We start from the raw sequence: 25935 nt of genomic DNA, 5'->3' as shown, positions 1-25935 counted from the left end.
TCGTCGGTGACAGCCGACCGCGGCCGCCGTCATTCGCGCGATCACTGCAATCCGAGCAGGGGGAGCATGTGCAGGACGTAGCGACGCAGGCAGCCCCCACCGTCCGCGGTGGCCCGCAGGGCACGGCCGGGTTCCGCCTGACCGGACCCGCCCCGGGCGGCGAGCCCGCCGCCCGCCACCACGTGCCGCACGAGCCCGTGGACGTGTGCGAGGCCGGCCGCGCGCTGTACCTGCGAGCCCTTCAGGAACGCCGAGTTCCCGCCAAAGCCGCCGCCGCCACCCCCTGCCTCATCGACACCGGGCTCCTCCACCCGGACCCCGACGACGCCACCTGGCTGCGGCCCACCGCGGCCGCGGTCGCCCTGCCGCGCCTCCTCGAGGACATCGAGGGGCGCGTCGCCCGCCAGCGCGGCCGCGCGACCCGGCTCGCCGCCTCCTTCGAGCCCTTCCTGCGGCTCGGCGCCGACCGGACGTCCGACCTCCCGGCCTCGCCGGTCACCGTGCTCAAGGGCGTCCCGCGCATCCGCCTCGCCGTCCGGCAGGCGATGGCCGAGGCCTCCCAGGAGATCCTCGGCATCCAGCCCGGCGACTCCCGGCCGCGGCTCCTTCCGCACAACGAGCCCTGGCGCCTGGAGGAGTTCGCCGGGCGCGGCGGGCACATGCGGATGCTCTCGCGGCCGCGTACGGCCGACGACGTGCTGCCGGGGCTGCGGCGGCCCGAGCCGTCCCCGCACGGACCCTCCGTCGCAGGACCCGCCGCCCCCGGCCCCTCCCTGCCGGGCTCCTCCCTGCCCGGCCCCGGACAGCCCGGATCCGCCCCGGCCGGACCAGGACAGCGCGGTCCCGGCGGGTCCGGGCCCGCGAGCCCCGCCCGTACGGCTCCCGCCGCCTTGGCCCCCGCCCCCGCGAGGGCCGTCGGACGTGAGGTCCGCACGCTCGACGAACTCCCGCCCTGCCTCCTCGTCTTCGACCGGGACGTCGCGTTCATCCCGGCCGTCGAGGACGGCTCGGTCGCCTTCGAGCTGCGCTCCAGCGCCCTCATCAGCTATCTCGCGACGGCCTTCGACATCCTGTGGCGCCTGGCCACGCCCCTGTACCGCGAGGACGCCCCGGCCCCGCCCGAGCAGGAGATCAGCGACGTCCAGCGCGCCATCGCCCACCTCCTCACCGAGGGCCGCACGGACGCGGAGATCGCCCGGCACCTGAACATGAACGTCCGCACCGTCCGGCTGCACGTGGCCAGGCTCGCCGCCCTCCTCGGCAGCCGCAGCCGCACCCAACTCGGCTATCTCATCGGCCGCTCGGGCCTGGTCGAGCACCACCAGTAGGCACACCGCGCGCCCGCGCCCACCCCCGCGCACGGCACGCCGTCTCCGCGATCCCACGCACCCATGGCCTCATGGAGGTGCTGCCCCCGGCACGCACCGCACCGCCGAGCGCGGGCAGCCTGATCGGAGCCTGATCGGGGAGGGAGTACGACCATGTCCGGCGAGCAGAGACCCGGATCCGAGCAGAGACCCGGATCCACGGAGGACCCAGCACCCACGACCGCCCCGCCCGACCCACCCCCCTGCCCCGACCCGAACGCCCCCCACACCCCCCACGCCCCCGACAGCCTCTGCCCGCCCGGCGCCGCCCTCTACGCCCGGGCCCTGTGCGCGGGCCGCGTCCACACCCGCGAGGCCGAACCGACCCCGTGCCTCGTCGACTTCGGACTGCTGCACCCCGACATCGACGACATGCAGTGGCTTCTTCCGAGCGAGCCCACGAGCGCGCTGCTCGGCCTCCTGCGGGGCATCGAGGAACAGGTCGGACAGGAGCGGCAGCGCGAGGCGGAGCTGATGGCGGCCCTGGAGCCCCTGCTCACCCGCGTCCCCACACAGCCGGAGAGCCCACCCGGCGCCCCCACACAGCCGGAGAGCCCACCCGGCGCCCCCGCCCGGCCGGATGAGCCCACCGACACCACACCCGAACCCGAACGCCCCGCGCGTCCCACCAGCCCCGCCCTCACCCTCCACACCACCCTCCCCCGCATCACCCACGCCATCGACGCGGCCGTGTCCCGGTGCGCGGAGGAGGTCCTGACGATCCAGCCGGGCGGGTTCAGGCCGATCGCGGACCTCGGTGCCGCGCCGCCGCGCGAGCAGGCGCTGCTGTCCCGGGGCTGCCGGATGCGCACGCTGTACCAGCACACGACCCGGCACGCCTTCTCCGTGATCGCGCACTTCGAGCGGCTCGACGGCGACGTGGAGGTGCGGACGCTGAGCGAAGTCACCGAGCAGCTGGTCGTGTTCGACCGGGCGGTCGCGTTCGTACCGGCGGACCGGGACTCCACCGAGGCCCTGGAGATCCGCGCGCCCGCCGTCGTCGGCTATCTGGTGGCGCTCTTCGAGAGGCTGTGGCGCCTCGCCACGCCGATGTTCCCGCACCCGGCGGCGCCGCAGCCCGCCAAGGACGGTGTCACCGCGCGGCAGCGGGCCATCGCCGAACTCCTCGTCGAGGGCCTGACGGACGCCGAGATCGCCGACCGGCTCGGCATGAACGTGCGGACCGTCCGCGTCCACATCGCGAAGCTCACCGGCACCTTGGGCAGCAGCAACCGCACGCAACTCGGATTCCTCATCAGTCGCTCAGGAATCCTGCGCCCCGGACACCCCGCGTGAAGCACGATCGTCCGGATTTGCCGCCACTTGCCCCCACCTCCGCCCCTTGCACCGCAACAAGTTGACGGTAGCGGAGCGTGGGCGGGCCGTTGCATCGTGGTGATGGCGGCAGGGAGCGGCCAGAGCCGTCTCAGGTACTGGAACCGACCGCTCCCGGCGGCCGAGTGGCTCTGTCGTGGTCTCCCCCCGCAGAGTCGCGCTTCCCTAAGGGGTTGCCCCGGTTCGGCTACGCCCCGTGGCCGGCCGGGGCGCTCGCGCTTCGGGGGGTGTGAGCGCCCCGGCCCACGGGTGACCCGGGGTGGGGGCTGCTCAGGCGTGTGCCGCGTTGTCGTCGGCCCACTCCTGCAGCAGTCGCTCCCGCTCGTCGCGGCGCGGCGAACCGCCCTCGTGCGCGCGGCCCCACGCGGCCATCGCGGCCAGCGTGGTCATGAGCGTGGCGGCGCCCTCGGTGAGGCGGGCGAGCAGGGCGCGCGAGAGGTCGTACTCCTTCTGGGAGTAGCCCGCGGCCGCGGCGACGTACGCCGTCAGTTCGATCTCCTCGTCGGCCGTCCCGACGCACACCGTCATCGTCGGGGCGTCGTCACCGCCGCCCATGCCCATCGTGAGCGCCATGTCGACGACGGCGCCGACCTGCCGCTTCAGGGACCGCACGGGCACGTCCTCGACGGTGAGCGCCTGGACGTCGTCCCACAGCCACAGGCCGGACTGTCCATGGCCGATACCGGCGATGCCCTCGGGTGTCAGGCGCACCCCGGGGGCGAGCCCGGCCGGTTTCGATCCCACGTACACATCGCCTTCGGCGATCCAGAACAGCCCCACCATGGCCATGGTCTTCCAGCTCCCCCTGTGCCGAGCACAGCGCTCGATTCGATTGCGCGGTCGGGCGAGACGGGCTGGTCAGGGGCGCTCCGCGCCCGGCCCGCGATGATGAGTGCCTCGCCCCGCCCACTATAAGGAGGCAAGCGACCGGGCCGGGAGTTCCCCGAGGGAGCCCCCGGCCCGGACAGAGCGCGGTGCGTGCGCCGGAGCGCGCGGTCAGGCCTCCGGCGACCTCTTCGGCCGCCACACCACGAGCGCGCTGGTCTGCTGGACGTCCTGGTACGGCACGAGGTCGCGGCGGTACGAGGCGTGCACCGCGGCTTCGCGCTGCTGCATCGCCGCCGCGGCGCCCTCGACGGCCGCCGACAGCTCGGCGACGCGGGACTGCAGCGCCGTGACCTGGTTCTCCAGCTCGATGATGCGCTTGATGCCCGCCAGGTTGATGCCTTCCTCCTGCGACAACTGCTGGACGGTGCGCAGCAGTTCGATGTCGCGGGCGGAGTACCTGCGGCCCCGGCCCGCGGTGCGGTCGGGCGAGACCAGGCCCAGGCGGTCGTACTGCCGCAGGGTCTGCGGATGCAGGCCGGAGAGCTGGGCCGCCACCGAGATGACGTACACCGGGGTCTCGTCCGTCAGTTGATACGGGTTGCGTCGGCGGCCGTCCCGCTCCATGAGGTCACGCTCCCTTCGCGGCCTTGAACAGTTCTGCCCGCGGATCGGTGTCCGCAGTCGCCTTGCGGTAGGCCTCCAGGGCCTCCTGCGCGGCGGGGGTGAGGGCGGTCGGCACGGCCACCTCCACGGTCACGAGCAGATCGCCCCGGGTGCCGTCCTTGCGGACCGCGCCCTTGCCGCGGGCGCGCATGGTGCGGCCGTTGGGCGTGCCGGGGGGCAGCTTCAGGGTGACGGGCGGGCCACCGAGGGTGGGCACCTTGACCTCGCCGCCGAGCGCCGCTTCCGCGTACGTCACCGGCACGGTCACCGTCAGGTTGTCGCCCTTGCGGCCGAAGACCGGGTGGGCGTCCACGTGCACGACCACGTACAGGTCGCCTGCGGGGCCGCCGCGCTCGCCCGGAGCGCCCTTGCCGCGCAGGCGGATGCGCTGGCCGTCGCTGACGCCCGGCGGGACCCGGACCTGCATGGTCCGCGAGGACTTGGCGCGGCCGCTGCCGTGGCAGACCTCGCAGGGGTCCTGCGCGATCAGGCCGCGGCCCTTGCAGTCCACGCACGGGTCGGTCAGCGAGAAGCCGCCACCGCCGCCGCGCGAGACCTGTCCCGTGCCCACGCACGTCGGGCAGACGCGCGGGGTGCCGTTCTTGTCGCCCGTGCCCGAACAGGCCTTGCACGGGGCCTGGGACGACATGCGCAGCGGGACCGTCGCGCCGTCCACCGCCTCCGTGAAGCTCAGCGTGACCTCGGACTCGATGTCCTGGCCGCGGCGCGGCTGCGTACGCGTGCCCGCGGTCGCGCCGCCGCGGTTGAACAAGCCCCCGAAGACGTCACCGAGACCGCCCCCGAATCCGCCGGCGCCCGTCTGTCCGCCTCCGCCCGGGGCGCCGCCTCCGAAGAGGTCGCCCAGGTCGAAGTTGAACGATCCGCCGCCGCCGGGGCCGCCGGGGCCCGGCCTGAATCCTCCGCCGTTGCCGAAGAGCGCGCGGGCCTCGTCGTACTCCTTGCGCTTCTTGGGGTCGCCGAGGACGTCGTTCGCCTCGGAGATCTCCTTGAAGCGCTCCTCGGCCTTGGCGTTGCCCTTGTTGGCGTCCGGGTGGTTCTCGCGAGCCAGCTTCCGGTACGCCTTCTTGATCTCGGCTTCGGTGGCGTCCTTGGGGACGCCGAGGACCTTGTAGTAGTCCTTCTCGATGAAGTCCTTGGTGCTCATCCCCGACGTCCCTCCTTCCCTGTCATCCGGCGGGCCCCGGCGCCGAGGTCGCCCTCGGCGCCGAAGCCGCCGTCCGTGTCGGCGTCAGCCCTCGTCCGGGCCACCGCTCTCCTTGCCCTTGGCGTCCGTGGTGTCCGCGGCGCCGTCGGCCTTGCTCTCCGCGTCCGCGGGCGCGCTGTCGTCGCCCTCGGCCGCGTCCGACTTGACCGTCTGCGCGCCGGGCTGCGGCTCGGCCACCGCCACGCGCGCGGGGCGCACGACCCGCTCGCCGATGCGATACCCCGGCTGGAGAATCGCGACGCACGTCGTCTCGGTGACGTCCGGTGCGTAGCTGTGCATCAGCGCTTCGTGGATCGTCGGGTCGAAGGGCTCGCCCTCCTTGCCGAACTGCTGCAGACCCATCTTGGCGACGACGGTCTCAAGGGCTTCGGCGACGGACTTGAAGCCGCCGACGAGCTCGCCGTGTTCCCTCGCCCGGCCGACGTCGTCGAGCGTCGGGAGCAGTTCCGTCAGGAGGTTCGCCGCGGCGATCTCCTTGACCGTCACCTTGTCCCGCTCCACCCGGCGGCGGTAGTTCTGATACTCGGCCTGCAGCCGCTGGAGATCCGCGGTGCGCTCGGTGAGCGCGGTGCGGACCTGGTCCAGCTGGGCGGTCAGGCCCACGATCTGGCTTGCGTCCCCGGCCGGGGCCGCCGGGCCCTCCTCGGTGGAGGGCCCTTCGGCCTGCGGCGCCTTCTCTTCAGGGGTGGCGCCGCCGGAGGGGACGTCGGGCTGCTCGGCGTTCTCGCCGAAGCCCGGGGTCTCCTCCGTCATCAGGCAGCGCCGCCCTTCGCGTCACCGGGCTTCTCGTCGTCGACGATCTCGGCGTCCACGACGTCGTCTTCCTTGGACATGTTCGGGGCCTCGGCGCCCGGAGCGGCACCCTCGGCGCCGCCCGCGGCCTGCGCGCCCTGGGCGTCGGCGTACATGGCCTGGCCCAGCTTCTGGGAGACGGCGGCGACCTTCTCGGCGGCGGTGCGGATCTCGGCCGTGTCCTCGCCCTTGAGCTTCTCCTTCAGCTCGGAGACGGCTTCCTCGACCTCGGTCTTGACGTCGCCGGGGACCTTGTCCTCGTTGTCCTTGAGGAACTTCTCGGTCTGGTAGACGAGCTGCTCGCCCTGGTTGCGGGACTCGGCGGCCTCGCGGCGCGACTGGTCCTCCTCGGCGTACTTCTCGGCCTCTTCGCGCATGCGGTTGACCTCGTCCTTCGGCAGCGAGGAGCCGCCGGTGACGGTCATCTTCTGCTCCTTGCCCGTGCCGAGGTCCTTCGCGGTCACGTGCATGATGCCGTTGGCGTCGATGTCGAAGGCGACCTCGATCTGCGGGACGCCGCGGGGCGCCGGGGGCAGACCGGTCAGCTCGAACATGCCGAGCTTCTTGTTGTACGCCGCGATCTCGCGCTCGCCCTGGTAGACCTGGATCTGCACCGACGGCTGGTTGTCCTCGGCCGTCGTGAAGATCTCGGAGCGCTTCGTCGGGATCGTGGTGTTGCGCTCGATCAGCTTGGTCATGATGCCGCCCTTGGTCTCGATGCCGAGGGACAGCGGGGTGACGTCGAGGAGCAGGACGTCCTTGACCTCGCCCTTGAGGACACCGGCCTGGAGGGCTGCGCCGATGGCGACGACCTCGTCCGGGTTCACGCCCTTGTTGGCGTCCTTGCCGCCGGTCAGCTCCTTGACGAGCTCGGCGACGGCGGGCATGCGGGTGGAGCCACCGACGAGGACGACGTGGTCGATCTCGGAGAGCTGGATGCCCGCGTCCTTGATGACGTTGTGGAACGGCGTCTTGCAGCGCTCCAGGAGGTCGGACGTGAGCTGCTGGAACTGGGCGCGGGTGAGCTTCTCGTCCAGGTGCAGGGGGCCCTCGGCGGACGCCGTGATGTACGGCAGGTTGATCGTGGTCTCCGTGGAGGAGGACAGCTCGATCTTCGCCTTCTCGGCGGCCTCGCGCAGGCGCTGGAGCGCCATCTTGTCCTTGGAGAGGTCCACGCCGTGGCCGTTGTTGAACTGCTTGACCAGGTAGTCGACGACGCGCTGGTCCCAGTCGTCGCCACCGAGGTGGTTGTCGCCGTTGGTGGCCTTCACCTCGACGACGCCGTCGCCGATCTCCAGGAGGGACACGTCGAAGGTGCCGCCACCGAGGTCGAAGACGAGGATCGTCTGGTCGTCCTTGTCCAGGCCGTAGGCCAGGGCGGCCGCGGTCGGCTCGTTCACGATGCGCAGGACGTTCAGGCCCGCGATCTCGCCGGCCTCCTTGGTGGCCTGGCGCTCGGAGTCGTTGAAGTACGCCGGGACGGTGATCACGGCGTCCGTGACCTTCTCGCCCAGGTACGACTCGGCGTCGCGCTTCAGCTTCTGCAGGATGAAGGCGCTGATCTGCTGCGGGTTGAAGTTCTTGTCGTCGATGCCGACCTTCCAGTCAGTGCCCATGTGGCGCTTGACGGAGCGGATGGTCCTGTCGACGTTGGTGACCGCCTGGCGCTTCGCAACCTCGCCGACCAGCACTTCACCGTTCTTCGCGAAGGCGACGACGGACGGCGTGGTCCTGGCACCCTCGGCGTTGGTGATGACGGTGGGCTCGCCGCCCTCCAGAACGCTGACGACGGAGTTAGTCGTGCCCAGGTCGATGCCGACCGCACGTGCCATTTCAATGCCTCCAGATAACTTCTTGAGTGGAACTGACTCAAGGATGCATCAGGGGTTCCCAGGAGTCAACAGACCTGAGTCGGGTCGACTCAACTCTTATCTCTTCCTTACGCGCAACCCGGGGCTGCTGTGCGAGGAGACGCAGCACCCGGGGGACACGGTTGCGCGACGCCGTGGATAGGGCAGCCTGAGCGACGCAGATCACCGCCTGGCTGGCTACAGTGCGGCGATGTAAGTGGGTAGTCTCAGACGGACTGCATAAGTTACCGCTTAGTAATACGTTGGATTGCCCACCCTCGCAGGCCCGAGGAGCCCCGAAATGCAACTCGCCGCGATCATCGTGTCGCTGGTCCTCATCGCAGTCGGCGTCGCCCTGTTCGGCCGTGCCATCCTGCAGATCTACCAGTTCATGCGGCTCGGTCAGCCCGTGCCCGCGGGAACGAGGACCGACGCGCCCGCCGAGCGCACCCTCACCGTGGCCAAGGAGTTCCTCGGCCACACGCGCATGAACCGGTGGGGCGTCGTCGGTGTGGCGCACTGGTTCGTCGCGGTGGGCTTCTTCTCGCTGCTCCTGACGATCGTGAACGCCGTCGGCCAGCTCTTCAAGGCCGACTGGATGCTGCCGATCATCGGTGACTGGGCGCCGTACAACATGTTCGTCGAGTTCCTCGGCACCATGACGGTCCTCGGCATCCTGACTCTGATCGTCGTCCGGCAGCTGAGCCGCCCCGACCGGCCGGGCCGCAAGTCCCGGTTCGCGGGCTCCAACACCGGCCAGGCGTACTTCGTCGAGTCCGTCATCCTCATCGTCGGCGTCTGCATCTTCACGCTGCACGCCCTGGAGGGCGCCCAGCACCACGTGGACGGCTACGAGGCCTCGTTCTTCATCTCGTACCCGTTCGTCTCGTGGTTCGGGGGCATGGACGTCTCGACGCTCCAGAACCTCACGTACTTCTTCGCGGGCCTGAAGATCGCGACCTCCTTCATCTGGATGATCACGGTCGCCCTGAAGACCGACATGGGCGTCGCCTGGCACCGCTTCCTGGCCTTCCCCAACATCTGGTTCAAGCGGAAGGCCGACGGCTCCACCGCGCTCGGCGGGCTGCTGCCGATGACCTCCGGCGGCAAGGAGATCGACTGGGAGGACCCGGACGAGGACACCGTCTTCGGCGTCTCCCAGGTCGAGCAGTTCTCCTGGAAGGGCCTGCTCGACTTCTCCACCTGCACCGAGTGCGGCCGCTGCCAGTCGCAGTGCCCCGCCTGGAACACCGGCAAGCCCCTCTCCCCCAAGCTCCTCATCATGTCGCTGCGCGACAACGCGCACGCCAAGGCGCCGTACCTGCTCGCGGGCGGCGGCAAGACGATGGAGGGCGAGGAGAAGGCGTCCGAGGAGCAGCTGAAGGACGTCCCCGCCACCGCCCTCGCGGAGGCCGAGCGCCCCCTCATCGGCACCCTCGAAGAGAACGGCGTCATCGACCCCGACGTCCTGTGGTCCTGCACCACCTGCGGCGCCTGCGTCGAGCAGTGCCCGGTCGACATCGAGCACATCGACCACATCGTCGACATGCGCCGCTACCAGGTGATGATCGAGTCCGCGTTCCCGTCCGAGGCGGGCACGATGCTCAAGAACCTGGAGAAGAAGGGCAACCCCTGGGGCCTGGCCAAGAAGCAGCGCCTGGAGTGGACGAAGGAAGTCGACTTCGAGGTGCCGGTCGTCGGCAAGGACATCGAGGACCTCACCGAGGTCGAGTACCTCTACTGGGTCGGCTGCGCCGGCGCCCTGGAGGACCGCGCGAAGAAGACCACCAAGGCCTTCGCGGAGCTCCTGCACATGGCGGGCGTGAAGTTCGCGATCATGGGCGGCGACGAGAAGTGCACGGGTGACTCGGCACGGCGTCTCGGCAACGAGCCGCTGTTCCAGCAGCTGGGCGCGGAGAACGTGGCCTCGCTGAACATGGCGTTCGGCGAGTCCCTCGACGAGGACGGGGGCGTGGACGAGTCGACCAAGAAGCCCAAGACCGCCAAGAAGATCGTCGCGACCTGCCCGCACTGCCTCAACACCCTCGGCAACGAGTACCCGCAGCTCGGCGGCGACTACGAGGTCATCCACCACACGCAGCTGCTCCAGCACCTCATCGACGAGGGCAAGCTGATCCCGGTGACCCCGGTCGAGGGCCTCATCACCTACCACGACCCGTGCTACCTGGGCCGCCACAACAAGATCTACACGCCGCCGCGCGAGATCATGGACAAGGTCCCGGGCCTGCGCCAGCAGGAGATGCACCGCCACAAGGAGCGCGGCTTCTGCTGCGGCGCCGGCGGCGCGCGGATGTGGATGGAGGAGCGGATCGGCAAGCGCATCAACACGGAGCGGGTGGACGAGGCGCTGTCCCTCAACCCCGACATCGTGTCGACGGCCTGCCCGTTCTGCCTCGTGATGCTCACGGACTCCGTGAACGGCAAGAAGAACGACGGCGCGGCGAAGGAGTCGCTCCAGGTCGTGGACGTGGCGCAGCTGCTCCTCGACTCGGTGAAGACGCCGGTGGACCCGGCGGGCGACGAGGAGTCGGCGGACGCGCCGGAGCCGGAGCCGGTGAAGTAGCCGCTGCGGCGATACGTGAACGGAGGGGCCGGTTTCGCCTGGGGGCGGGACCGGCCCTTCGTCGTTCGTGTAAACCTGTGGTGCTGTCGTGCACATGAAGTCATCGGGTGACGCTGGGGTGGGTGGGGCATGAGGAGTTCCGGGAGACGTCTGCTGGCCGCCGTCGTGGGCGGCGCCCTGCTCCTGACGGGCTGCTGGGGCGGCGACGACAAGTCCTCCGCCCGCCCCGCCGAGAGCACCCCCGGCCTCGCGGGCAAGAGCGCCCCCCACCAGCCCGTCCCCCGCGGCAAGGGCAGCAAGGTCGACGACGACTTCAACGGGGACGGCGCCCGGGACCTCGTACTCGACGCGCTGGCGCACCGCGGGCAGGGCGACGACCCCGGCATCGGCATCGTCTACGGACGCCGGGGCGGGCTCGCCCCCGGCGCGCGGCAGTTGCTGACGGCGCACGCCAACGGCGCCCGTACGAAGGGCCAGTTGCCCGCCGCGTTCGAGTCCGAGGCGTCCTGCGACCTGAACGAGGACGGCTTCACCGACCTGGTCGTGTCGACGGACCCGCCCTACGACGGCCAGGGCCGCCCCCCGGTCCCCCTCCAGCTCCTCTTCGGCTCCCCCACCGGCCTCACCGGCAAGGCCGTCAAGCTCCAGGTGCCCGCGCGGGCCCGCCTCGGCAACGACTGGGCGGACCAGCCGGTGTGCGGCGACTTCGACGGCGACGGCGCGCACGACCTCGTCCTCCATGCCAGCGGCGCCCATCTCACGTACCTGCGCGGCCCGTTCACGCGGAAAGGCGCCCCGCGCGCGGCGGGCAAGCCGATCACCGCCCCCGGAAACGACCTGGCCACCGGCGCGCCCGCGACCGACGTGAACGACGACGGCTACGACGACCTGCTCGTCCGCGAGGAGGCCCGCGCCTCCAAGGGCAGCCTCGTCCTCGGCGGCCCCAAGGGTCCCACCCGCACCGGCGTCCTCTTCCCCGCCTCGACCGACGTCGCCTTCGGGACGTTCGGCCGCGCCAAGGACATGGACGCGGCCCTCGCGGCCCCCGGCGGGATCGCCCTCCGCTACGACGTCCCGGGCACCGCCCGCGCCAAGATCGGCGTACGGAACGCGAGCGTGTACGCGGGCGACCTCGACGGCGACGGCCGCAGCGAGCTGGTCGTGGGCGGGGGCGGGCCCGGCGAGGTGTGGGTGTACCGGGGCCGCGCGTCCGGCCTCGCGGCCAACGCCACGGCGACGCTGGTGCCCTCCCGCGGCCGGGACGGGACCGTCCAGGTCCTGAAGGTGGCCGACTTCGACGGCGACCGGCGGGCCGACGTGGTCGTGCGGACGGCCTGGGGGCAGGGCCGGGACCGGGTGGAGGTGTACCCCGGCAGGGCGGGGGCGGAGGGGCCGGTGTCCCGGAAGCCGGGGGTCACGTTCTCCACGGCGGGGTTCAAGTAGTCGCCGGGTGCGCCGGGCGGTGGGCGCGCAGGGAGGTGTTCCTGGCCGCCTTCCACGCCTCGCGCAGGCGGGTGCCGGGGGCGCAGTCGTCGCCGCCCTGACAGGGGAGGCATCCGTGCAGGTGGCTTACGTAGGCGGTGTAGGCCTCGGCGGCCCGCGCGTCCAGCTCGGCGACGCTCACGGTTCGACCGCCCTCAGCGTCTCGGCGGTCAGGAGCAGCGCGGCCAGGTGCGCGGGGTCGCACAGGTCGCCCGGGGCGCCGGGCGGGACCACCCACCGGGTGAGGGTCGACACCGACTGGCCCAGGCACGGGACGCCGAGGAAGGTGTGGGTGCTGAGCCGCTCCTCGGCCCCGTTCCAGGGGGAGTCCGGGGCGATGAGGACGTAGTACGGGCCGGGGGCGCCGCGGGTGTCGCGGATGACGGGGCCCGCGAGCCAGTCGCGCAGGAACGCGGCCACCGTGCGGGGGTCGTCGCTGTGGACGGCGGCGTGGATCCGGGCGGCGGGCACGCGGACGGCGTCGAAGCGGGGGCCGAGGGGGAGGAGGGCGACGCCGCGCTCGGCCCAGGCGGCGTGGACGGTGGCGGGGTGGGGGTCGGCGCTCGCGAGCCAGGCGCTGATCCGGTGTGCGTCGTGGCCGAGCATGGGTGTGGAGGGCGCCGGGGGCGGGGGGATTCGGGTCACGTGATGGACGGTAGGCCCGCCCGGGCCCTGCAAGGGGCAGGGCCCGTACCCCCTCGCCGAGGGGTAGCGTTCCTACCTGCTGCGTGATCAGACGGGCACGCCTAGTTCCCGCGCCAGCCCTTCCGCGTCCTCACGCACCATCTGCGGCCCCGACGTCACGAGACCCGGCAGTGCCGACCGCGTGTAGAGGTTGAACTGGATGGTCTCCGGGGACTCCCGGTGGGCGCGTTGCAGGTACGACACGACGGCAGCGCCCTCGTTGCGCAAGCCGTGCGCCCGCGCTGTCTCGATGAGGTGGTACGAACGGCGGGTGGCCGAGGGGATCCCGCGCAGGTTGAGGGCGTCCGCGACCTCCAGCGCCTTGCCCGGTTGTACCAGGTCGTTGTGCATGGTGATGGCGTACGCGGCGACGATGCCCCGCCCGAAGATCAGCCACGGGTGCGCGTAGTCGTCGCCGAGCCTGCGCGCGGCCGCGTCGGCCTTGTCCCAGTACCGCCACGCGTCCCCCGCCTGCCCCGTCTTGGCGTAGGACAGAGCCACCGCCAGGTACAGCAGACCACGGCGGGCGATGCACTCCGGGTCGTCCGTGTCCGGCAGCAGGGCGACGGCCTGCTCGGCAAGTTCGACCCGCGCCTCGGCCGCCTCGCCCGCGTCGCGGTGGACATGGTTGACGTACCAGGCCGCGGCGGCAATGGCGCGCGGGCTGTCGGCGTCCTGCGCCGCCGTCATCGCCCGGTCACCGGTGAGCAGGATCAGGTCCGGGGCGGGCTGGAAGGACAGGAACAGCTGCGCCAGGTGGTACGCCTCGGCCTGCGCCATCAGCGCCCTGCGGCGGTCCGCACCTTCGAGGGTCCGGGCGGCGTGCCGGGTGTCGGCGAGCAGGGCGGGCAGGAGCCGTCCGATGCGGGTGCGGTTGCCCTCGCCGGAATCGATGCGGCCTGCGGGCCGCTCAGCCGCGTGCCACAGCTTCCATGCCTGCCGCAGCCTGGCAGCGAGCACCTCGACCGGCTCGGCCGGTCGGGCGGCGGCAGCCAACTGGGGCTTGTTCAACGCGTCCTTGACGACGGGCAGTTGCCGGTGCTCGGCCTTGGTGAAACTTGCGGCGGCGATGCGGTCGTCCCCGGTCAGCTCCGCGATGTCCTCGACCCCGAGGACCTGCGCGAGCCGCAGCAACTTGGGCAACCGGGGCATCCCGATCGTGCCGCGCTCGACAGCCTTCACCCACTCCTCGGAGTGCCCCATCACATCCGCGACGTACGCACGGGTCCTGCCCGTACGGGTCCGCGCGCGCTGCACACGCTGGCCGAAGGTGAGCTGAGGTACCTCACCGGTGTCGGGGGTCTCGGTCATACCGGCGCCTCCGTTCAGGGCTCGACCCTCCGAACGTACCCCTGGAGGCCGTCCCGTAGGGCGGAACAACAGCCCCGCCCTCGCACGAGGCAACGAGCAACCTGCCCCAGAAGCCCCCGCCTCGCACAACCTTTCCCACCCCCCGCCGGTCACACCCCCGGAACCCCACACCACCGTTCACCCAAGGTCCACCCCCTGGTGACCCCCCGTGAACCCCACGAGCCCGGGAGCCCCACGTGCGCGCAAGAAGCCTGGCCGTCGCGGTCACCGCCGCAACCCTCGCCGCCGGAGGGCTCACGCTGCCCCTGGCCGGGACGGCCGCAGCGGCCCCCGCCGCCCTGAAGGACGACTTCAACGGCGACGGGTACCGCGATCTCGCGGTGGGCGCCCCCAAGGGCAACTCGGTCACCGTGACGTACGGTTCGGCATCCGGCGTGAAGGCGGGCAAGGGCACCACCGTCACGCAGAACACGGCCGGGGTGCCCGGAGCCACCGAGTCCGGCGACGAGTTCGGCGAGAACGTCACCAGCGGTGACGTGAACCGCGACGGTTACGCCGACCTGATCGTCGGCGCCCCCGGCGAGAAGACGGCAGGCAAGCCCGACGGCACCGTCACCATCGTCTGGGGCGGCAAGAACGGCTTCAAGGCGGGCGGCAAGACCCTCACCGCGCCGAGCACCGACGACCGCCGCTTCGGCGAGGCCGCGACCTTCGTCGACATCGACGGCGACGAGGTGGCCAACCTCGCCGTGATCAGCGGCAACCACTGGTGGTACTACGCCGACGGCACCCCGCAGGACGGCCGCGCGATCCCGCTCGAAGTCGACTTCCTGCCCAAGAACGTCCGCCTGGACGACATGACCGCGGGCCACTTCACGAACAAGGACGGCTACACGTACATCCTCGCGGGCGAGCGCGAGGACGGCGGCGCCTACACCGCGTACATGAAGGGCGGCGCCGGTGACCTCGGCTACTGGTCGGGCGTCCTGGCCGAGGGCGACGACCCGACGGCGACGCGCGGCCCGCTCGCCGGGGCCGACGTCGACGGCGACGGCTACGACGACCTGATCAGCGGCAACCCGCGTACGGGCAGGGGCGGTTCGGTCAGCGTGCGCCTCGGCGCGGACTCGAAGATGGGTGCGCCCGTGACGTACACGCAGGACAGCGCGGGCGTGCCCGGCGCGGACGAGGCGGGCGACGCGTTCGGCGCGGCCGTGGCCGCGGGCGACGTGACCGGGGACGGCCGCGCGGACGTGGCGGTGGGCGCGCCCAGGGAACAGGTGGGAACCGTTCCGGGGGCGGGGAGCGTGACCCTGTTCAAGGGCGCGGCGAACGGCCTGACCGGTGGCAGGTCCTGGCACCAGGAGACGACGGGCGTCCCTGGAGTCGCCGAGAGGAACGACCAGTTCGGATCCTCCGTGCGCCTGAAGGACATCAACAGGAACGGCAGGGCCGACCTGTCGATCGGCGCGCGCGGCGAAGCCATCGGCAGCTCGGCGGACGCGGGCGCGGTGTGGGTGCTCCGCGGTACGACGACGGGGGTCACGTCGTCGTACGCGACCTCCTTCAACGGCTCGGACTTCGGCGCGGGCGGCGCGGGGCGCGGCTTCGGCGAGACGCTCCGCTAGACACCCCGACCGACCATCAACTCACGTACGTACAACGCTGGTTGGAGCTACCTTGCGTAAGAAGACTCTCTCCGCCGCCGTGCTGTGCGCGGCGACCGTACTCAGTGTCGCGGGCCTGTCCGCGACCCCCGCCGCCGCGGCCGAGCCCGCCCCGAAGCCGAAGTCCGACTTCAACGGCGACGGCTACGCGGACCTCGCGGTCGGCGTGCCCGGCGCGACGGTCGCCGGCAAGGCCAAGGCGGGCTACGTGAACGTGGTCTGGGGCGGCAAGAAGGGCCTCGGCGGCCACGGTTCGACGACCGTCAGCCAGGGCACCGCCGGGGTTCCCGGCACCGTCGAGAAGGACGACGGCTTCGGGACGGACGTGGCGACCGGCGACATGAACGGCGACGGCTTCACGGACATCGTCGTGGGCACCCCCGCCGAGGACAACGACGCCGGGGCCTCCGCGGGCACCCTCACCGTCCTCTGGGGCGCGAAGTCCGGCATCAAGGGCGGCTTCACGGCCGCCAACGGCCGCTACGCGGGCAACCAGATCGGCGGCCTCCTCTCCACCGGCGACTACGACGGCGACGGCGACCAGGACATCGCGCTCAGCACCAGGAACGACGAGAGCGCCGCGATGGAGGTGCGCCCGGGCCCGTTCAAGGCCGGGTCCCCCGCGACCCTGCAGCGCGTCGACAGCTGGCACTTCAGCGGTCCTCGCGCGGTGACGTCCGGCGACTTCGACGCGGACGGCCGCGACGACCTCGCGGTCACGTACGGGGGCATGGAGATCGCGGGCACGGCGGTGTACGCCACGGGGTCCGCCGGGGCGTGGAAGCAGGCGTGGCGCGCGGGCGACACCGCGACCGCCCTCGCCACCGGCGACTTCGACGGCGACGGCACCGCCGACCTAGCCCTCGGCGAGGTCCGGCCCAACCCCGAGGCGGAGGAGGGCGACGAGGGCTTCTGCGCGAACCGCCTCGGCGGCGCCATCGCCACCGTGTACGGCAAGTCGGGCACGACCCTCGGCGGCGCCGTGTCCTGCACGAACCAGGACACGCCCCGCGTCGACGGCAACGCCGAGGCCGAGGACAACTTCGGCGCGGCGCTCGCCGTGGGCGACCTCGACCGCGAGGACGGCGACGAGCTGATCGCGGGCGCGAGCGCCGAGTCGGTCGGCAGCGACAAGGCCGCCGGCGCGTACTGGATCCTGGAGTCCACCGGCACCGGCAAGGAGCTCTACGGCAGCGGCCTCAACCAGACATCCCCGGGCGTCCCCGGTACGTCCGAGGCGGGCGACCGCTTCGGCGCGGCACTCGCCGTGGACGACTACAACGGCGACACCTACCCCGACTCGGCCGTCGCCGCCCCCGGCGAGAACGCCTCGTCCGGCGGCGTCTGGTACGGCACCCCGAAGGACCGCCCGTCCCCGCAGGTCTCGGTGACTCCGGCGAAGCTGGGGCTCGCGGGGGCGCGGGCTTACGGGGCGGTGCTCGGGCAGTAGGACGGTGAGGTGGGTGCCCGCGGCCGCGCAGTGCGGTGAGGTGGGCACCCGAGCAGTGCGGTGATGTGGGTGCCCGCGCCTCCCCGGCGAGCGCGGGCGCCTCACTCTCACCACACCCCTTCATCACTGCCCCACCGCTCCCCCTCTATAACGACACAGCAACTCCTCATCGACCTCATACAACCCACACATCCCACAAGTGGTCTCTCCTAGGCCGAGGTTGAGGACAACGCGCCCACGAACGCGCGGCCAACCCCCGGCAAACACATTCGCCGGACCGCAGGAGAGACCACCGCATGGCCCAGCTCAAGCGCACCACCGCCCGCGCCACCGCCACGGCTGCCGTTCTGGCGCTGACGGGCGGGCTCCTCACGCTCGTGGCACCCACGGCATCGGCGGCACCCCGGCCCCATCTCACGTCCCCGGACGCGGACTTCAACCACGACGGGCGCTCGGACGTCGCCACGTCGGCCTCCGGCACGTACGTCGGCGGCAAGGCGGCGGCGGGCGCCGTCACGGTGACGTACGGCAAGGAGGGCGGCGTCGGCCGGAGCGTGGCGTACACGCAGAACAGCTCGGGTGTGCCCGGGTCCGCCGAGAAGGGCGACGGGTTCGGCGCCGACCTGGCGTACGGCGACTTCGACGACGACGGCTACGACGACCTCGCCGTCGGGGTGCCGGGCGAGGACGTGGGCGGCGACAAGGACGGCGGCTCCGTCCAGATCCTGTGGGGCTCGCCGAGCGGCCTGAAGGGCGGCACCACCCTCAAGGACCCGCGCTCCTCCCGGCACGACCGCTTCGGCGGCTCCCTGGAGGCCGCGGACTTCAACGGCGACAAGAAGGCCGACCTGGCCGTCGGCACCGGCACCACCGCGGTCGTCGACATCCTGCGCGGCGGCTTCAAGCGCGGCGGCGCGACGGGCGGGCACTCCACGGTCAAGGCCCGCATCCACGGCAACGGCGAGGTCGGCGTCCTCAACCTGCACTCGGGCGACGCCGACGGCGACGGCTACGAGGACCTGATCGTCAACGGCTACGAGAACACCGCTGCGGCCCCGAACGCCAACTTCTGGATCCCCGGCTCCCGTTCGGGCCCCAAGGCGTCCGCCGCCAAGAAGCTCCTGCCGGGCATCATCACGGACCTGGGCGACGTCAACAAGGACGGCTACGACGACGTGGTCATCGGCACGTCGTGGGACAACGGCGTCGCGGGCGCGGCCAGGGGCGGCGCGGTCAACGTCCTGTTCAGCGGCCGCGGCGGCCCCGACAACGACGAGCGCGACCAGATCACCCAGAACACCTCCGGCGTCCCCGGCAGCGGCGAGAAGGGCGACTCCTTCGGCAACGAGCTTGACCTCGGCGACATCAACGGCGACGGCAACCTCGACCTGGTCGTCGGCGCCCCCGGCGAGACCGTCGACGGGATCGAGGACTCCGGCGCGGTGACGATCCTCTACGGCAAGTCGGACGGCTCCGGCCTCACCGGCCGCGGCGCGAAGCTCCTCACCCAGAACACCCCCGGCGTCCCCGACTCCGACGAGAAGCACGACTTCCTCGGCTCGGACGTCCACGTCGACGACCTGAACGGCGACCTCCGCGCCGACGTGATCCTGGGCGCCGTCGGCGAGAACGGCGGCAACGGGGCCGTGTACCCCCTGCTCTCCCGCCCCTCCGGCTCCCTCACGGGCACGTCCGGCATCTACCCCGGAACGGCGAACCTCTCCGGCACGGGCACCCCCCGCCTGGGCGCGAACTTCGCCGACTGACCTTCACCCCACAACCGTTCCCCAACCCCACGTGTCACACAGGTGAACTCAAGCCACCACCAACGAGTTGGAGCCCCTGTGCGCACACGCACCCTCGCCCTGGCCGCCGCCACGGCCCTCGCGGCGACCGGACTCGCCCTGCCGTTCGCCGCGGGCGCGGGCGCCGCCGAGCCGCCCGCGAAGCCCGTCGAGAGCGACTTCAACGGCGACGGCTACGCCGACCTGGCCGTGGGCGTCCCCGACGCCTCCGTGGGCGGCAAGGCGAAGGCCGGGTACGTGAACGTGGTCTGGGGCGGCCCGAAGGGGCTGCGCGGGGCCGGCAACGTACGCGTCACGCAGTCCACCAAGAACGTCCCCGGCACCCCGGAGGCCGGGGACAGGTTCGGCGCGGCCGTCGCCGTGACCGACGTGGACAACGACGGGTACGCGGACCTCGCGATCGGCGCGCCCGGTGAGGACATCGACGGGCGCGCCGACACCGGCGGCGTCACCGTCGTGTACGGCGACGCGGGCGGCTTCGCCGGCTCGCACACCGCCGCGCGCGGCGAGAAGCCCGAGGACCAGTACGGCAACGCCGTCGTCGCCGCGGACTTCACCGGCGACACGGACATGGACCTCGCGATCGGCGGCACCGACAAGGTGGTCGTCAACTACAACCCGCGCGCCGACCGCACCCAGCCCGGCATGGGCGACCGCATGGGCGGCCGCGCCCCCGTCCTGTCGACGGGCGACTACAACGGCGACGGCCGCAGCGACCTGGCCGTCGCGTACTACACGAAGCAGCAGCCGTACACGCAGTCCCACGTCATGCTCTACCACTACGACAGCCGCGAGGGCCGTCTCCTCCTCGACTGGGCCAACAGCAACGGCGCCACCTCCGCCTTCGCCACCGGCGACTTCAACGGCGACGGCCACGACGACCTCGCTCTGGGCAACTGCCGCGAGATAGCCGACGAGAACATCGACGACCCGTGCGGTCCCGAGGAGCTGACGAAGGGCGGCGGCATCCACATCCGCTACGGCGGCGACCGCCCCGACAGCTTCGGCACGCGCAAGCAGACCCTCAACCAGGACACCCCGGGCGTCCCCGGCGTCGCCGAGGCCGGCGACGGCTTCGGTGAGGCCGTCACCGCCGCGGACGTCAACGGCGACGGCCGCGACGACCTGATCGTGGGCGCGCCCGGCGAGGCCATCGGGGCCAAGAAGAACGCGGGCAGCGCCACCGTCCTGCTCGGCGGCAAGAAGGGCATCCTCGACGCGGACGACGAGATCGGCGACGGCACCGCCAAGGGCTACGCGTTCCAGCAGGACACGTACCAGATCCCCGGCACCGCCGAGACCGGCGACCGGTTCGGCGCGGCGCTCGCCACCGGCGACCACGACAAGGACGGCACGCCCGACCTGGCCGTCTCCGCCCCCGGTGAGAACGCCTCGGCGGGCGGCGTCTGGGCCGTCCCGGGCGCGCTCCCGCCCGGCACCACCGCCCTCACCCCCAACTCCCTCTCCCTCCCGGCGACTTCCACCGCACTGGCGTACGGAAGCGTTCTCGGGCGCTGACCCGAGCCCCTGACCTGGGGTTGTCCCCTCAGGGTCCCCCTAGGGGTTGTCACAGCTCAGCCGCAAAGCCGCTCTCCTCCACAGGACGGACGACCGCACCCCGCCAGACCAGGTACGTTCGATTCCGTGGCTGGATTCAGGATCGGACGCGGCGGCCGGGACAACCGCGCACAGCAAGGACCCCGACAGGGCCCGCCCCAAGGCGGGCACCCCGGTCAGGGCGGTCACCCGGGGCCGCACCAAGGACCGCGGCAGGACCCGTACGGACAGCAGGCCCCCCAGGGCGGCCAGGCGCCGTACGGGTACCCGCCCGCGCCCGGCGGCGGCCGCCCGGCCCCGCAGCCGTACGGGGGACAGCCGCCGTACGGCGGCCCGGGCCCCGGCCAGTACGGCGGCGGGCAGCGCGGCGGCCCGCAGGGCGGGGGTCAGCACCACGGCGGCGCCCAGCAGTGGCCGCAGCCTCCGGGCGGCCAGGGCGAGCCCGAGTACTTCGGCGGCCAGGGCGGGCACGGCGGCCACGGTGGCCAGGGCGGACCCGGCGGACCCGGCGGGCACGGCGGCGGCCACGACCCGTACGCCGCCAACAACCCCGGGCACACCCAGGCCTTCTCCCTCGGCGAGGACCCGTACAACCACGGCGACACCTACCGCGCGGGCCAGGCCCCCGCGGGCCCCATCGGCCCGAAGCTCCCCTGGAAGGAGCTGCTGCGCGGCATCGTCTTCCGCCCGGTCCCGACGTTCCTCCAGATGCGGGACTACGCGATGTGGGCCCCGGCCGTCATCGTCACGTTCCTCTACGGCCTGCTGGCCGTCTTCGGCTTCGACGAGGCCCGCGAGGACGTGCTCAACGCCACGCTGTCCACGGCGATCCCGTACGTCATCACGACCGGCGTCGCGATCTCCCTCAGCGCCTTCATCCTCGGCATCGTCACGCACTCCCTGGCCCGCCAGTTCGGCGGCGACGGCGCCTGGCAGCCGACGGTCGGCCTCTCCATGCTGATCATGGCGATCACGGACGCCCCGCGCGTCGTCGTCGCCCTGTTCCTCGGCGGCGGCAACGGCTTCGTCCAGCTCCTCGGCTGGGCCACCTGGCTGGCGGCCGGCGCGCTCCTCACCCTCATGGTGAGCAAGTCCCACGACCTGCCGTGGCCGCGGGCGCTGGGCGCGTCGGCGATCCAGCTCCTGGCGATCCTGTCGATCGTCAAGCTCGGCACGTTCTGAGCTTCCGTACGCGGCGAAGGGCCCCGGCGAGCACAAGCTCACCGGGGCCCTTCGCCGCGCACAAGAACCGCTGACCGCTACGCGTCGAGAACCTGCCCCTGCCGCTTCACGACGGGCGGCTCGACACTCCACGGGAAGTTGATCCACTCATCGGTGCGCTTCCACACGTACTCGCACTTCACGAGCGAGTGGGACTTCTCATAGATGACGGCGGAGCGCACCTCGGCGACGGTGTCGAGGCAGAAGTCGTGGACGAGCTTCAGCGTCTTCCCGGTGTCGGCGACGTCGTCGGTGATGAGCACCTTCTTGTCGGAGAAGTCGATGGCGTTCGGGACGGGAGCCAGCATGACCGGCATCTCCAAGGTCGTCCCCACCCCCGTGTAGAACTCCACATTCACCAGGTGGATGTTCTTGCAGTCGAGGGCGTACGCGAGCCCGCCCGCGACGAAGACGCCGCCGCGCGCGATGCTCAGCACGATGTCGGGCTCGTACCCGTCGTCGGCGATGGTCTGCGCGAGCTCGCGGATCGCGCCGCCGAACTTCTCGTACGTAAGGTTTTCGCGAACGTCACTCATGCTGGGGCTCACACCTGGGTCCGATGGAAATTGAGGAAGGAACGGGAGGCGGTGGGTCCGCGCTGGTTCTGGTAGCGCGAGCCGTAGCGCTCGGACCCGTAGGGGGACTCGGCGGCGGAGCTCAGCCGGAACATGCACAGCTGGCCGATCTTCATCCCCGGCCACAGCTTGATGGGCAGCGTGGCGAGGTTGGAGAGCTCCAGGGTCACGTGACCGCTGAATCCCGGGTCGATGAACCCGGCGGTGGAGTGCGTGACGAGCCCGAGCCGCCCGAGGCTGGACTTGCCCTCCAGGCGCGACGCCAGGTCGTCGGGGAGGGTGATGACCTCGTACGTGGAGGCGAGCACGAACTCCCCGGGGTGGAGGATGAACGGCTCGTCCCCCTCCGGCTCGACGAGCCGGGTCAGATCCGCCTGCTCGACGGACGGGTCGATGTGCGGGTAGCGGTGGTTCTCGAACACCCGGAAGAAGCGGTCGAGGCGCACGTCGATGCTCGACGGCTGCACCATGGATTCGTCGTAAGGATCGATCCGGACCCGCCCGGCGTCGATCTCGGCCCGGATGTCCTTGTCTGAGAGAAGCACGCACCGAGGATACGCAGAGCGCGCGGGACCGCCCCAATCGGACAGACCCGCGCGCCCCGGTCAGGGAGGCTGTGCCCCCTTCCCCTGCCGCTACCGCTTCTGCAACTCCACCGGAACCGCGTGCCGGAGCCGGGCACAGCGAGGACATCGGATCAACCGACCCGGGCCGAGCCGGTCGGCCTGCTGCATCGGGAACGAAGCGGTGCTGAACACGTGCCCTTCGGCACAACGGACGACGGTGCGCTCCATCAAGTCCTCGGGTCCCTTCCCCAGAGCCGTTACGCAAGTGCCGTCCACCCACGAACGGAGGCCGTTCCCGGCCTTCCGATCCGACCTTCCGGCCGACGGCGAAAGCCACATTACGGGATGAAAGGGACGCCACTCCAGGCGGCACTCCGTCTCCGACGGGGCCCTCACGGAACCCTCACCGCAACCCCGACCGACACCGGAGCCACACCCCCGAGGCGGCCCCCACCGTACGCCCCAACTCCCTTCGCCCGCAGTCACGCAGAGCCCACACAGCGCAGCGGGGCCTCGGCGCGGCGGCGCCCGGGGCCAGGGATGGGGTAGAGTGTGCGAAGCTACGAAACCGGTTCAACCGGGAGCGTCGCGCGGGTGTAGTTTAGTGGTAGAACATCAGCTTCCCAAGCTGAGAGTGCGAGTTCGATTCTCGTCACCCGCTCCACAGTTGAGGCCCAGGTCGGACGACCTGGGCCTTCTTGTTGCCCGCGCGGCGGCGGCCTTCGCGGCCTGCCCGATCAGCCGCTGCGGCGAGGTGCGGGAGTGCCCTCGTCACAGGGGCAAGTCGTCGGGCAGGACCCGGAAGGCCTTGTGTCGACCCAGAGGGCGTACCGCTCGGAAGTCGCGTCGGTCGAGGGTGAGGATCGCGTCGGTGTCGTAGTCCGCGGCCAGGGCCACGTTCACCGCGTCGGTGAGGTCGAGGTCCAGTGCGCGGTAGCGGCCACGGACCGACTGGGCAGCGCCCAGATGTCCCTCCGTGATCTCCGGTACGACGACGCGGCCTCGACCCATCCAGCGCCGGAGGTCGTCGATCGCGCTGATGGCGGCCTCCCGCCCGAGTTCGCGCGTGGCCAGGTGGTCGAGTTCTGCCAGCAGGAGCGGGGACATGACCAGGAGGCCGGCCGCCATGATCGCCTCGTTCGCCGCCCCGTGCTCCGGATGGGCCGAGTCGAGAGCGGCGAGGAGGCCGGACATGTCCGCGATGACGATGATCACGCGGCGGTTCCGGGATCCGTCTCGCGCCGGACCGCGTCGACCACCGCGTCCTGGACCTCGGCCTTGGACGGCGTACGACCCGGCCCCTCGAAGGTCCGCGAGAACAGCGGCTCGTCCCAGACCCGGTTCGCCATCGCCGCGAGGTGGATCCCCTGACGGATGATCTCGGCCTCGCTTATCCCGCGCCGCTTGGCCGCCTCCTTGATGATCGCCAGGTCCTCGGGGTCGGCGTAGACGTTCGTGCGCTTCATGGACATGTACCAAGAGTAGTCCATACACCAGTTTGGTGTATGTCCTGTCGATCGCCTACAGCAAGGGCCACACCGAGGTGACGGCCGCCCGGGCCACCGACCCCGTCCCACCCCGGCGGAAGCCGAGCCCGCGCCCGTCGTCGCACGTCAGCGCACCCCCCACCCCGCACGCCCCACCTCACTGCTACGACCCCGCTCCTTCAGGTGATTTCGTCAGGTAAGCCGGTTTCGTGGCACCTACGATCCCGGTTTGTGACAGACGTGCAGGGGCGGCGTGAAGCCGATGTGGTGGTTCTTGGGGCTGGGCCGGCCGGGCTTGTGGTCGGGAATCTTCTTCAGGGGGGTGGGGTCGACTGTGTCGTTCTGGAGCGGGCCGAGCGCGCGCATGTGCGGGCGCGGGCGCGGGCCGGGTTCCTCGGTGCGAACACCGTGCGGATTCTGGAGCGGCACGGGCTGGATGAGGGGCTGCGGTTGCGGGGGCGAGCGCACAGCACGTGTGAGTTCCGGAGTGAGGGTGGGCGGTTTCGGCTGGATTACAGCGGGCTCGGGCGTGGTGAGCGGCACACCGTCTATCCCCAACAGGAGTTGGTCGATGATCTGTTGACGCGGTTTCTGGGGCTCGGCGGGCGCGTCCACTTCGGCGTCGAGGCCCTCGCCGTCCACGACGCCGACACCGGCCGGCCCTCCGTCACCGTGCGCGACGCGGAAGGGCGGCCCGGGCGGTGGCACGCGCGGTACGTCGCCGGGTGCGACGGGCGGCACGGGGCGGCACGGCGTTCGCTGCCCGCCGGATCGGTGCGCCGTCACCACCTCGACCACGGCGTGACCTGGCTCGGGCTGCTCGCCGAGGCGCCGCCCAGTCTGGACGCCGTCGGGTACGCCGTGCACGAGCGCGGTTTCGCCGGGCACATGGCGCGGACCAGTGAGGTCACCCGGTACTACGTGCAGTGCGCGCGCGGGACTCCGGCCGACGCCTGGTCCGAGGAGCAGGTCTGGGAGGAGTTGGAGCTGCGGATGCGGGCGGATGTGTACGGTCCGCTGCGCCGGGGGCGCCTCGTGCAGCGCGCCGTCGTCGACCTCGACTCCGACGTGCTCGAACCGCTGCGCCACGGCTCGCTGTTCCTGGTCGGCGACGCCGCCGCACTCGTCAGCCCCTCCGCCGCGAAGGGCGCCAACCTCGCCGTCCTGGAAGCGGAGATGCTCGGCGGCGCCCTCATCGACGACCTCGTCCACGGCGACGACAAGGGCCTCGACGCCTACTCCGCGCGCTCCCTCGCGCACATCTGGCGCGCGCAGGAGTTCTCGCACTGGATGATCCGGCTGCTCCACGGCTCCCCGTCCGGCGAAGCCGACGACTCGGCGGCCTTCCACGACTCCCTGCGGCGCGCCCGGCTCACCTCGCTGCGGACTTCGCGCAGCCAGCAGGACTGGTTCGCCGAGCACTACGTCGGCCTGTGACTGCTTTTCCCCACCCTCACCCCCACCCCCAACCCCTGAGGATTCGCGC

General features: G+C 71.8%; 21 protein-coding genes, 1 tRNA gene and 1 pseudogene. 11 read left to right on the top strand and 12 right to left on the bottom strand.

Going from position 1 to position 25935, the window contains the following annotated elements:
* Positions 1–68: 68 nt before the first annotated feature.
* The gene (locus AB6L24_RS25875) at positions 69–1328 is read left to right on the top strand and encodes a LuxR C-terminal-related transcriptional regulator (RefSeq protein ID WP_405658965.1); all 1260 of its coding nucleotides are present in this window, start codon (positions 69–71) and stop codon (positions 1326–1328) included.
* A gap of 153 nt (positions 1329–1481) precedes the next feature.
* A complete protein-coding gene (locus tag AB6L24_RS25870; protein WP_405658962.1) occupies positions 1482–2663 on the top strand; it encodes a LuxR C-terminal-related transcriptional regulator in 1182 nt (393 codons plus the stop codon).
* A gap of 309 nt (positions 2664–2972) precedes the next feature.
* Here the strand turns inward: AB6L24_RS25870 and AB6L24_RS25865 are convergent, their stop codons facing one another.
* The 5 genes from AB6L24_RS25865 to dnaK form a co-directional block, all read right to left on the bottom strand.
* On the bottom strand, positions 2973–3491 hold the full coding sequence (locus tag AB6L24_RS25865; protein ID WP_405658959.1) for a hypothetical protein: 519 nt from the start codon (positions 3489–3491) through the stop codon (positions 2973–2975).
* 207 nt (positions 3492–3698) lie between these two features.
* A complete protein-coding gene (locus tag AB6L24_RS25860) occupies positions 3699–4154 on the bottom strand; it encodes a heat shock protein transcriptional repressor HspR (RefSeq protein WP_030362079.1) in 456 nt (151 codons plus the stop codon).
* 4 nt (positions 4155–4158) lie between these two features.
* The gene (dnaJ, locus tag AB6L24_RS25855) at positions 4159–5358 is read right to left on the bottom strand and encodes a molecular chaperone DnaJ (RefSeq protein ID WP_405658957.1); all 1200 of its coding nucleotides are present in this window, start codon (positions 5356–5358) and stop codon (positions 4159–4161) included.
* 84 nt (positions 5359–5442) lie between these two features.
* Positions 5443–6171 carry a nucleotide exchange factor GrpE gene (gene grpE / locus AB6L24_RS25850; protein ID WP_405658955.1) on the bottom strand — a complete coding sequence of 243 codons (729 nt, stop codon included), beginning with the start codon at positions 6169–6171 and terminating at the stop codon, positions 5443–5445.
* Complete coding sequence (gene dnaK / locus AB6L24_RS25845) at positions 6171–8042, bottom strand: molecular chaperone DnaK (RefSeq protein WP_405658953.1); 1872 nt, start codon at positions 8040–8042, stop codon at positions 6171–6173. Before dnaK ends, grpE begins: the two co-directional genes overlap by 1 nt.
* A gap of 319 nt (positions 8043–8361) precedes the next feature.
* Between dnaK and AB6L24_RS25840 the strand changes: the two genes are divergently transcribed.
* Both AB6L24_RS25840 and AB6L24_RS25835 read left to right on the top strand, forming a co-directional pair.
* Positions 8362–10644, top strand: coding sequence for a (Fe-S)-binding protein (locus tag AB6L24_RS25840; protein ID WP_405658951.1), 2283 nt, complete (start codon positions 8362–8364; stop codon positions 10642–10644).
* A gap of 129 nt (positions 10645–10773) precedes the next feature.
* Positions 10774–12087, top strand: a complete 1314-nt coding sequence (locus AB6L24_RS25835) for an FG-GAP-like repeat-containing protein (protein WP_405658948.1) — start codon at positions 10774–10776, stop codon at positions 12085–12087.
* Here the strand turns inward: AB6L24_RS25835 and AB6L24_RS25830 are convergent.
* From AB6L24_RS25830 to AB6L24_RS25820, 3 genes are all read right to left on the bottom strand, one after another.
* Entirely contained in the window at positions 12080–12268 is a 189-nt protein-coding gene (locus AB6L24_RS25830; protein WP_405658946.1) for a hypothetical protein, read from the bottom strand. The genes AB6L24_RS25835 and AB6L24_RS25830 overlap by 8 nt on opposite strands.
* A complete protein-coding gene (locus tag AB6L24_RS25825; RefSeq protein WP_405658943.1) occupies positions 12265–12771 on the bottom strand; it encodes a hypothetical protein in 507 nt (168 codons plus the stop codon). The genes AB6L24_RS25830 and AB6L24_RS25825 overlap by 4 nt, the downstream gene beginning before the upstream one ends.
* Before the next feature lie 87 nt (positions 12772–12858).
* A complete protein-coding gene (locus AB6L24_RS25820; RefSeq protein ID WP_405658941.1) occupies positions 12859–14121 on the bottom strand; it encodes a helix-turn-helix domain-containing protein in 1263 nt (420 codons plus the stop codon).
* A 236-nt stretch (positions 14122–14357) separates the two neighbouring features.
* On the opposite strand from AB6L24_RS25820, the gene AB6L24_RS25815 reads away from it, so the two are divergent.
* The 5 genes and pseudogenes from AB6L24_RS25815 to AB6L24_RS25795 form a co-directional block, all read left to right on the top strand.
* Positions 14358–15749 carry an FG-GAP-like repeat-containing protein gene (locus AB6L24_RS25815; protein WP_405658939.1) on the top strand — a complete coding sequence of 464 codons (1392 nt, stop codon included), beginning with the start codon at positions 14358–14360 and terminating at the stop codon, positions 15747–15749.
* Between the two features lie 52 nt (positions 15750–15801).
* A complete protein-coding gene (locus AB6L24_RS25810; RefSeq protein ID WP_405658936.1) occupies positions 15802–17238 on the top strand; it encodes an FG-GAP-like repeat-containing protein in 1437 nt (478 codons plus the stop codon).
* Between the two features lie 296 nt (positions 17239–17534).
* Entirely contained in the window at positions 17535–19004 is a 1470-nt protein-coding gene (locus AB6L24_RS25805) for an FG-GAP repeat protein (RefSeq protein ID WP_405658933.1), read from the top strand.
* 78 nt (positions 19005–19082) lie between these two features.
* Positions 19083–20561, top strand: a complete 1479-nt coding sequence (locus tag AB6L24_RS25800) for an FG-GAP-like repeat-containing protein (RefSeq protein ID WP_405658930.1) — start codon at positions 19083–19085, stop codon at positions 20559–20561.
* A gap of 747 nt (positions 20562–21308) precedes the next feature.
* Positions 21309–21695 (top strand): annotated as a pseudogene (locus AB6L24_RS25795) (YIP1 family protein); the annotation flags it as partial.
* A 164-nt stretch (positions 21696–21859) separates the two neighbouring features.
* On the opposite strand, the gene AB6L24_RS25790 reads toward AB6L24_RS25795, so the two are convergent.
* Positions 21860–22357 (bottom strand): phosphoribosyltransferase, encoded by a 498-nt coding sequence (locus tag AB6L24_RS25790; protein ID WP_030362096.1) that lies wholly within the window; start codon positions 22355–22357, stop codon positions 21860–21862.
* Between the two features lie 8 nt (positions 22358–22365).
* Positions 22366–22941, bottom strand: coding sequence for a dCTP deaminase (gene dcd, locus AB6L24_RS25785; protein WP_030362097.1), 576 nt, complete (start codon positions 22939–22941; stop codon positions 22366–22368).
* A gap of 611 nt (positions 22942–23552) precedes the next feature.
* Here dcd and AB6L24_RS25780 point away from each other — a divergent pair.
* Positions 23553–23626 (top strand) — tRNA-Gly (locus tag AB6L24_RS25780).
* A 107-nt stretch (positions 23627–23733) separates the two neighbouring features.
* Here AB6L24_RS25780 and AB6L24_RS25775 read toward each other — a convergent pair.
* Together AB6L24_RS25775 and AB6L24_RS25770 are read right to left on the bottom strand one after the other, a co-directional pair.
* Positions 23734–24177, bottom strand: coding sequence for a PIN domain-containing protein (locus AB6L24_RS25775; protein ID WP_405658926.1), 444 nt, complete (start codon positions 24175–24177; stop codon positions 23734–23736).
* Positions 24174–24434: a CopG family transcriptional regulator gene (locus AB6L24_RS25770; RefSeq protein WP_405658924.1), complete on the bottom strand. Its 261-nt coding sequence runs from the start codon at positions 24432–24434 to the stop codon at positions 24174–24176. The genes AB6L24_RS25775 and AB6L24_RS25770 overlap by 4 nt, the downstream gene beginning before the upstream one ends.
* Positions 24435–24713: 279 nt before the next feature.
* On the opposite strand from AB6L24_RS25770, the gene AB6L24_RS25765 reads away from it, so the two are divergent.
* Entirely contained in the window at positions 24714–25886 is a 1173-nt protein-coding gene (locus AB6L24_RS25765) for a 4-hydroxybenzoate 3-monooxygenase (protein WP_405663331.1), read from the top strand.
* Positions 25887–25935 lie beyond the last annotated feature (49 nt).

The organism is Streptomyces sp. RK9 (genome assembly GCF_045070545.1).
GTDB lineage: Bacteria > Actinomycetota > Actinomycetes > Streptomycetales > Streptomycetaceae > Streptomyces > Streptomyces alboflavus.
The sequence above is the reverse complement of the archived record's forward strand: the minus strand, read 5'-3'. Positions and strand labels throughout refer to the sequence as shown.

Excerpts from the sequence above, each read along its gene's own strand:
- AB6L24_RS25835 (WP_405658948.1), top strand. The coding sequence starts at position 10,774 with ATGAGGAGTTCCGGGAGACGTCTGCTGGCCGCCGTCGTGGGCGGCGCC.
- dnaJ (WP_405658957.1), bottom strand. The coding sequence starts at position 5,358 with ATGAGCACCAAGGACTTCATCGAGAAGGACTACTACAAGGTCCTCGGC.
- AB6L24_RS25840 (WP_405658951.1), top strand. The coding sequence starts at position 8,362 with ATGCAACTCGCCGCGATCATCGTGTCGCTGGTCCTCATCGCAGTCGGC.
- grpE (WP_405658955.1), bottom strand. The coding sequence starts at position 6,171 with ATGACGGAGGAGACCCCGGGCTTCGGCGAGAACGCCGAGCAGCCCGAC.
- dnaK (WP_405658953.1), bottom strand. The coding sequence starts at position 8,042 with ATGGCACGTGCGGTCGGCATCGACCTGGGCACGACTAACTCCGTCGTC.
- AB6L24_RS25870 (WP_405658962.1), top strand. The coding sequence starts at position 1,482 with ATGTCCGGCGAGCAGAGACCCGGATCCGAGCAGAGACCCGGATCCACG.
- AB6L24_RS25805 (WP_405658933.1), top strand. The coding sequence starts at position 17,535 with ATGGCCCAGCTCAAGCGCACCACCGCCCGCGCCACCGCCACGGCTGCC.
- AB6L24_RS25860 (WP_030362079.1), bottom strand. The coding sequence starts at position 4,154 with ATGGAGCGGGACGGCCGCCGACGCAACCCGTATCAACTGACGGACGAG.
- AB6L24_RS25770 (WP_405658924.1), bottom strand. The coding sequence starts at position 24,434 with ATGTCCATGAAGCGCACGAACGTCTACGCCGACCCCGAGGACCTGGCG.
- AB6L24_RS25790 (WP_030362096.1), bottom strand. The coding sequence starts at position 22,357 with ATGAGTGACGTTCGCGAAAACCTTACGTACGAGAAGTTCGGCGGCGCG.
- AB6L24_RS25820 (WP_405658941.1), bottom strand. The coding sequence starts at position 14,121 with ATGACCGAGACCCCCGACACCGGTGAGGTACCTCAGCTCACCTTCGGC.
- AB6L24_RS25865 (WP_405658959.1), bottom strand. The coding sequence starts at position 3,491 with ATGGCCATGGTGGGGCTGTTCTGGATCGCCGAAGGCGATGTGTACGTG.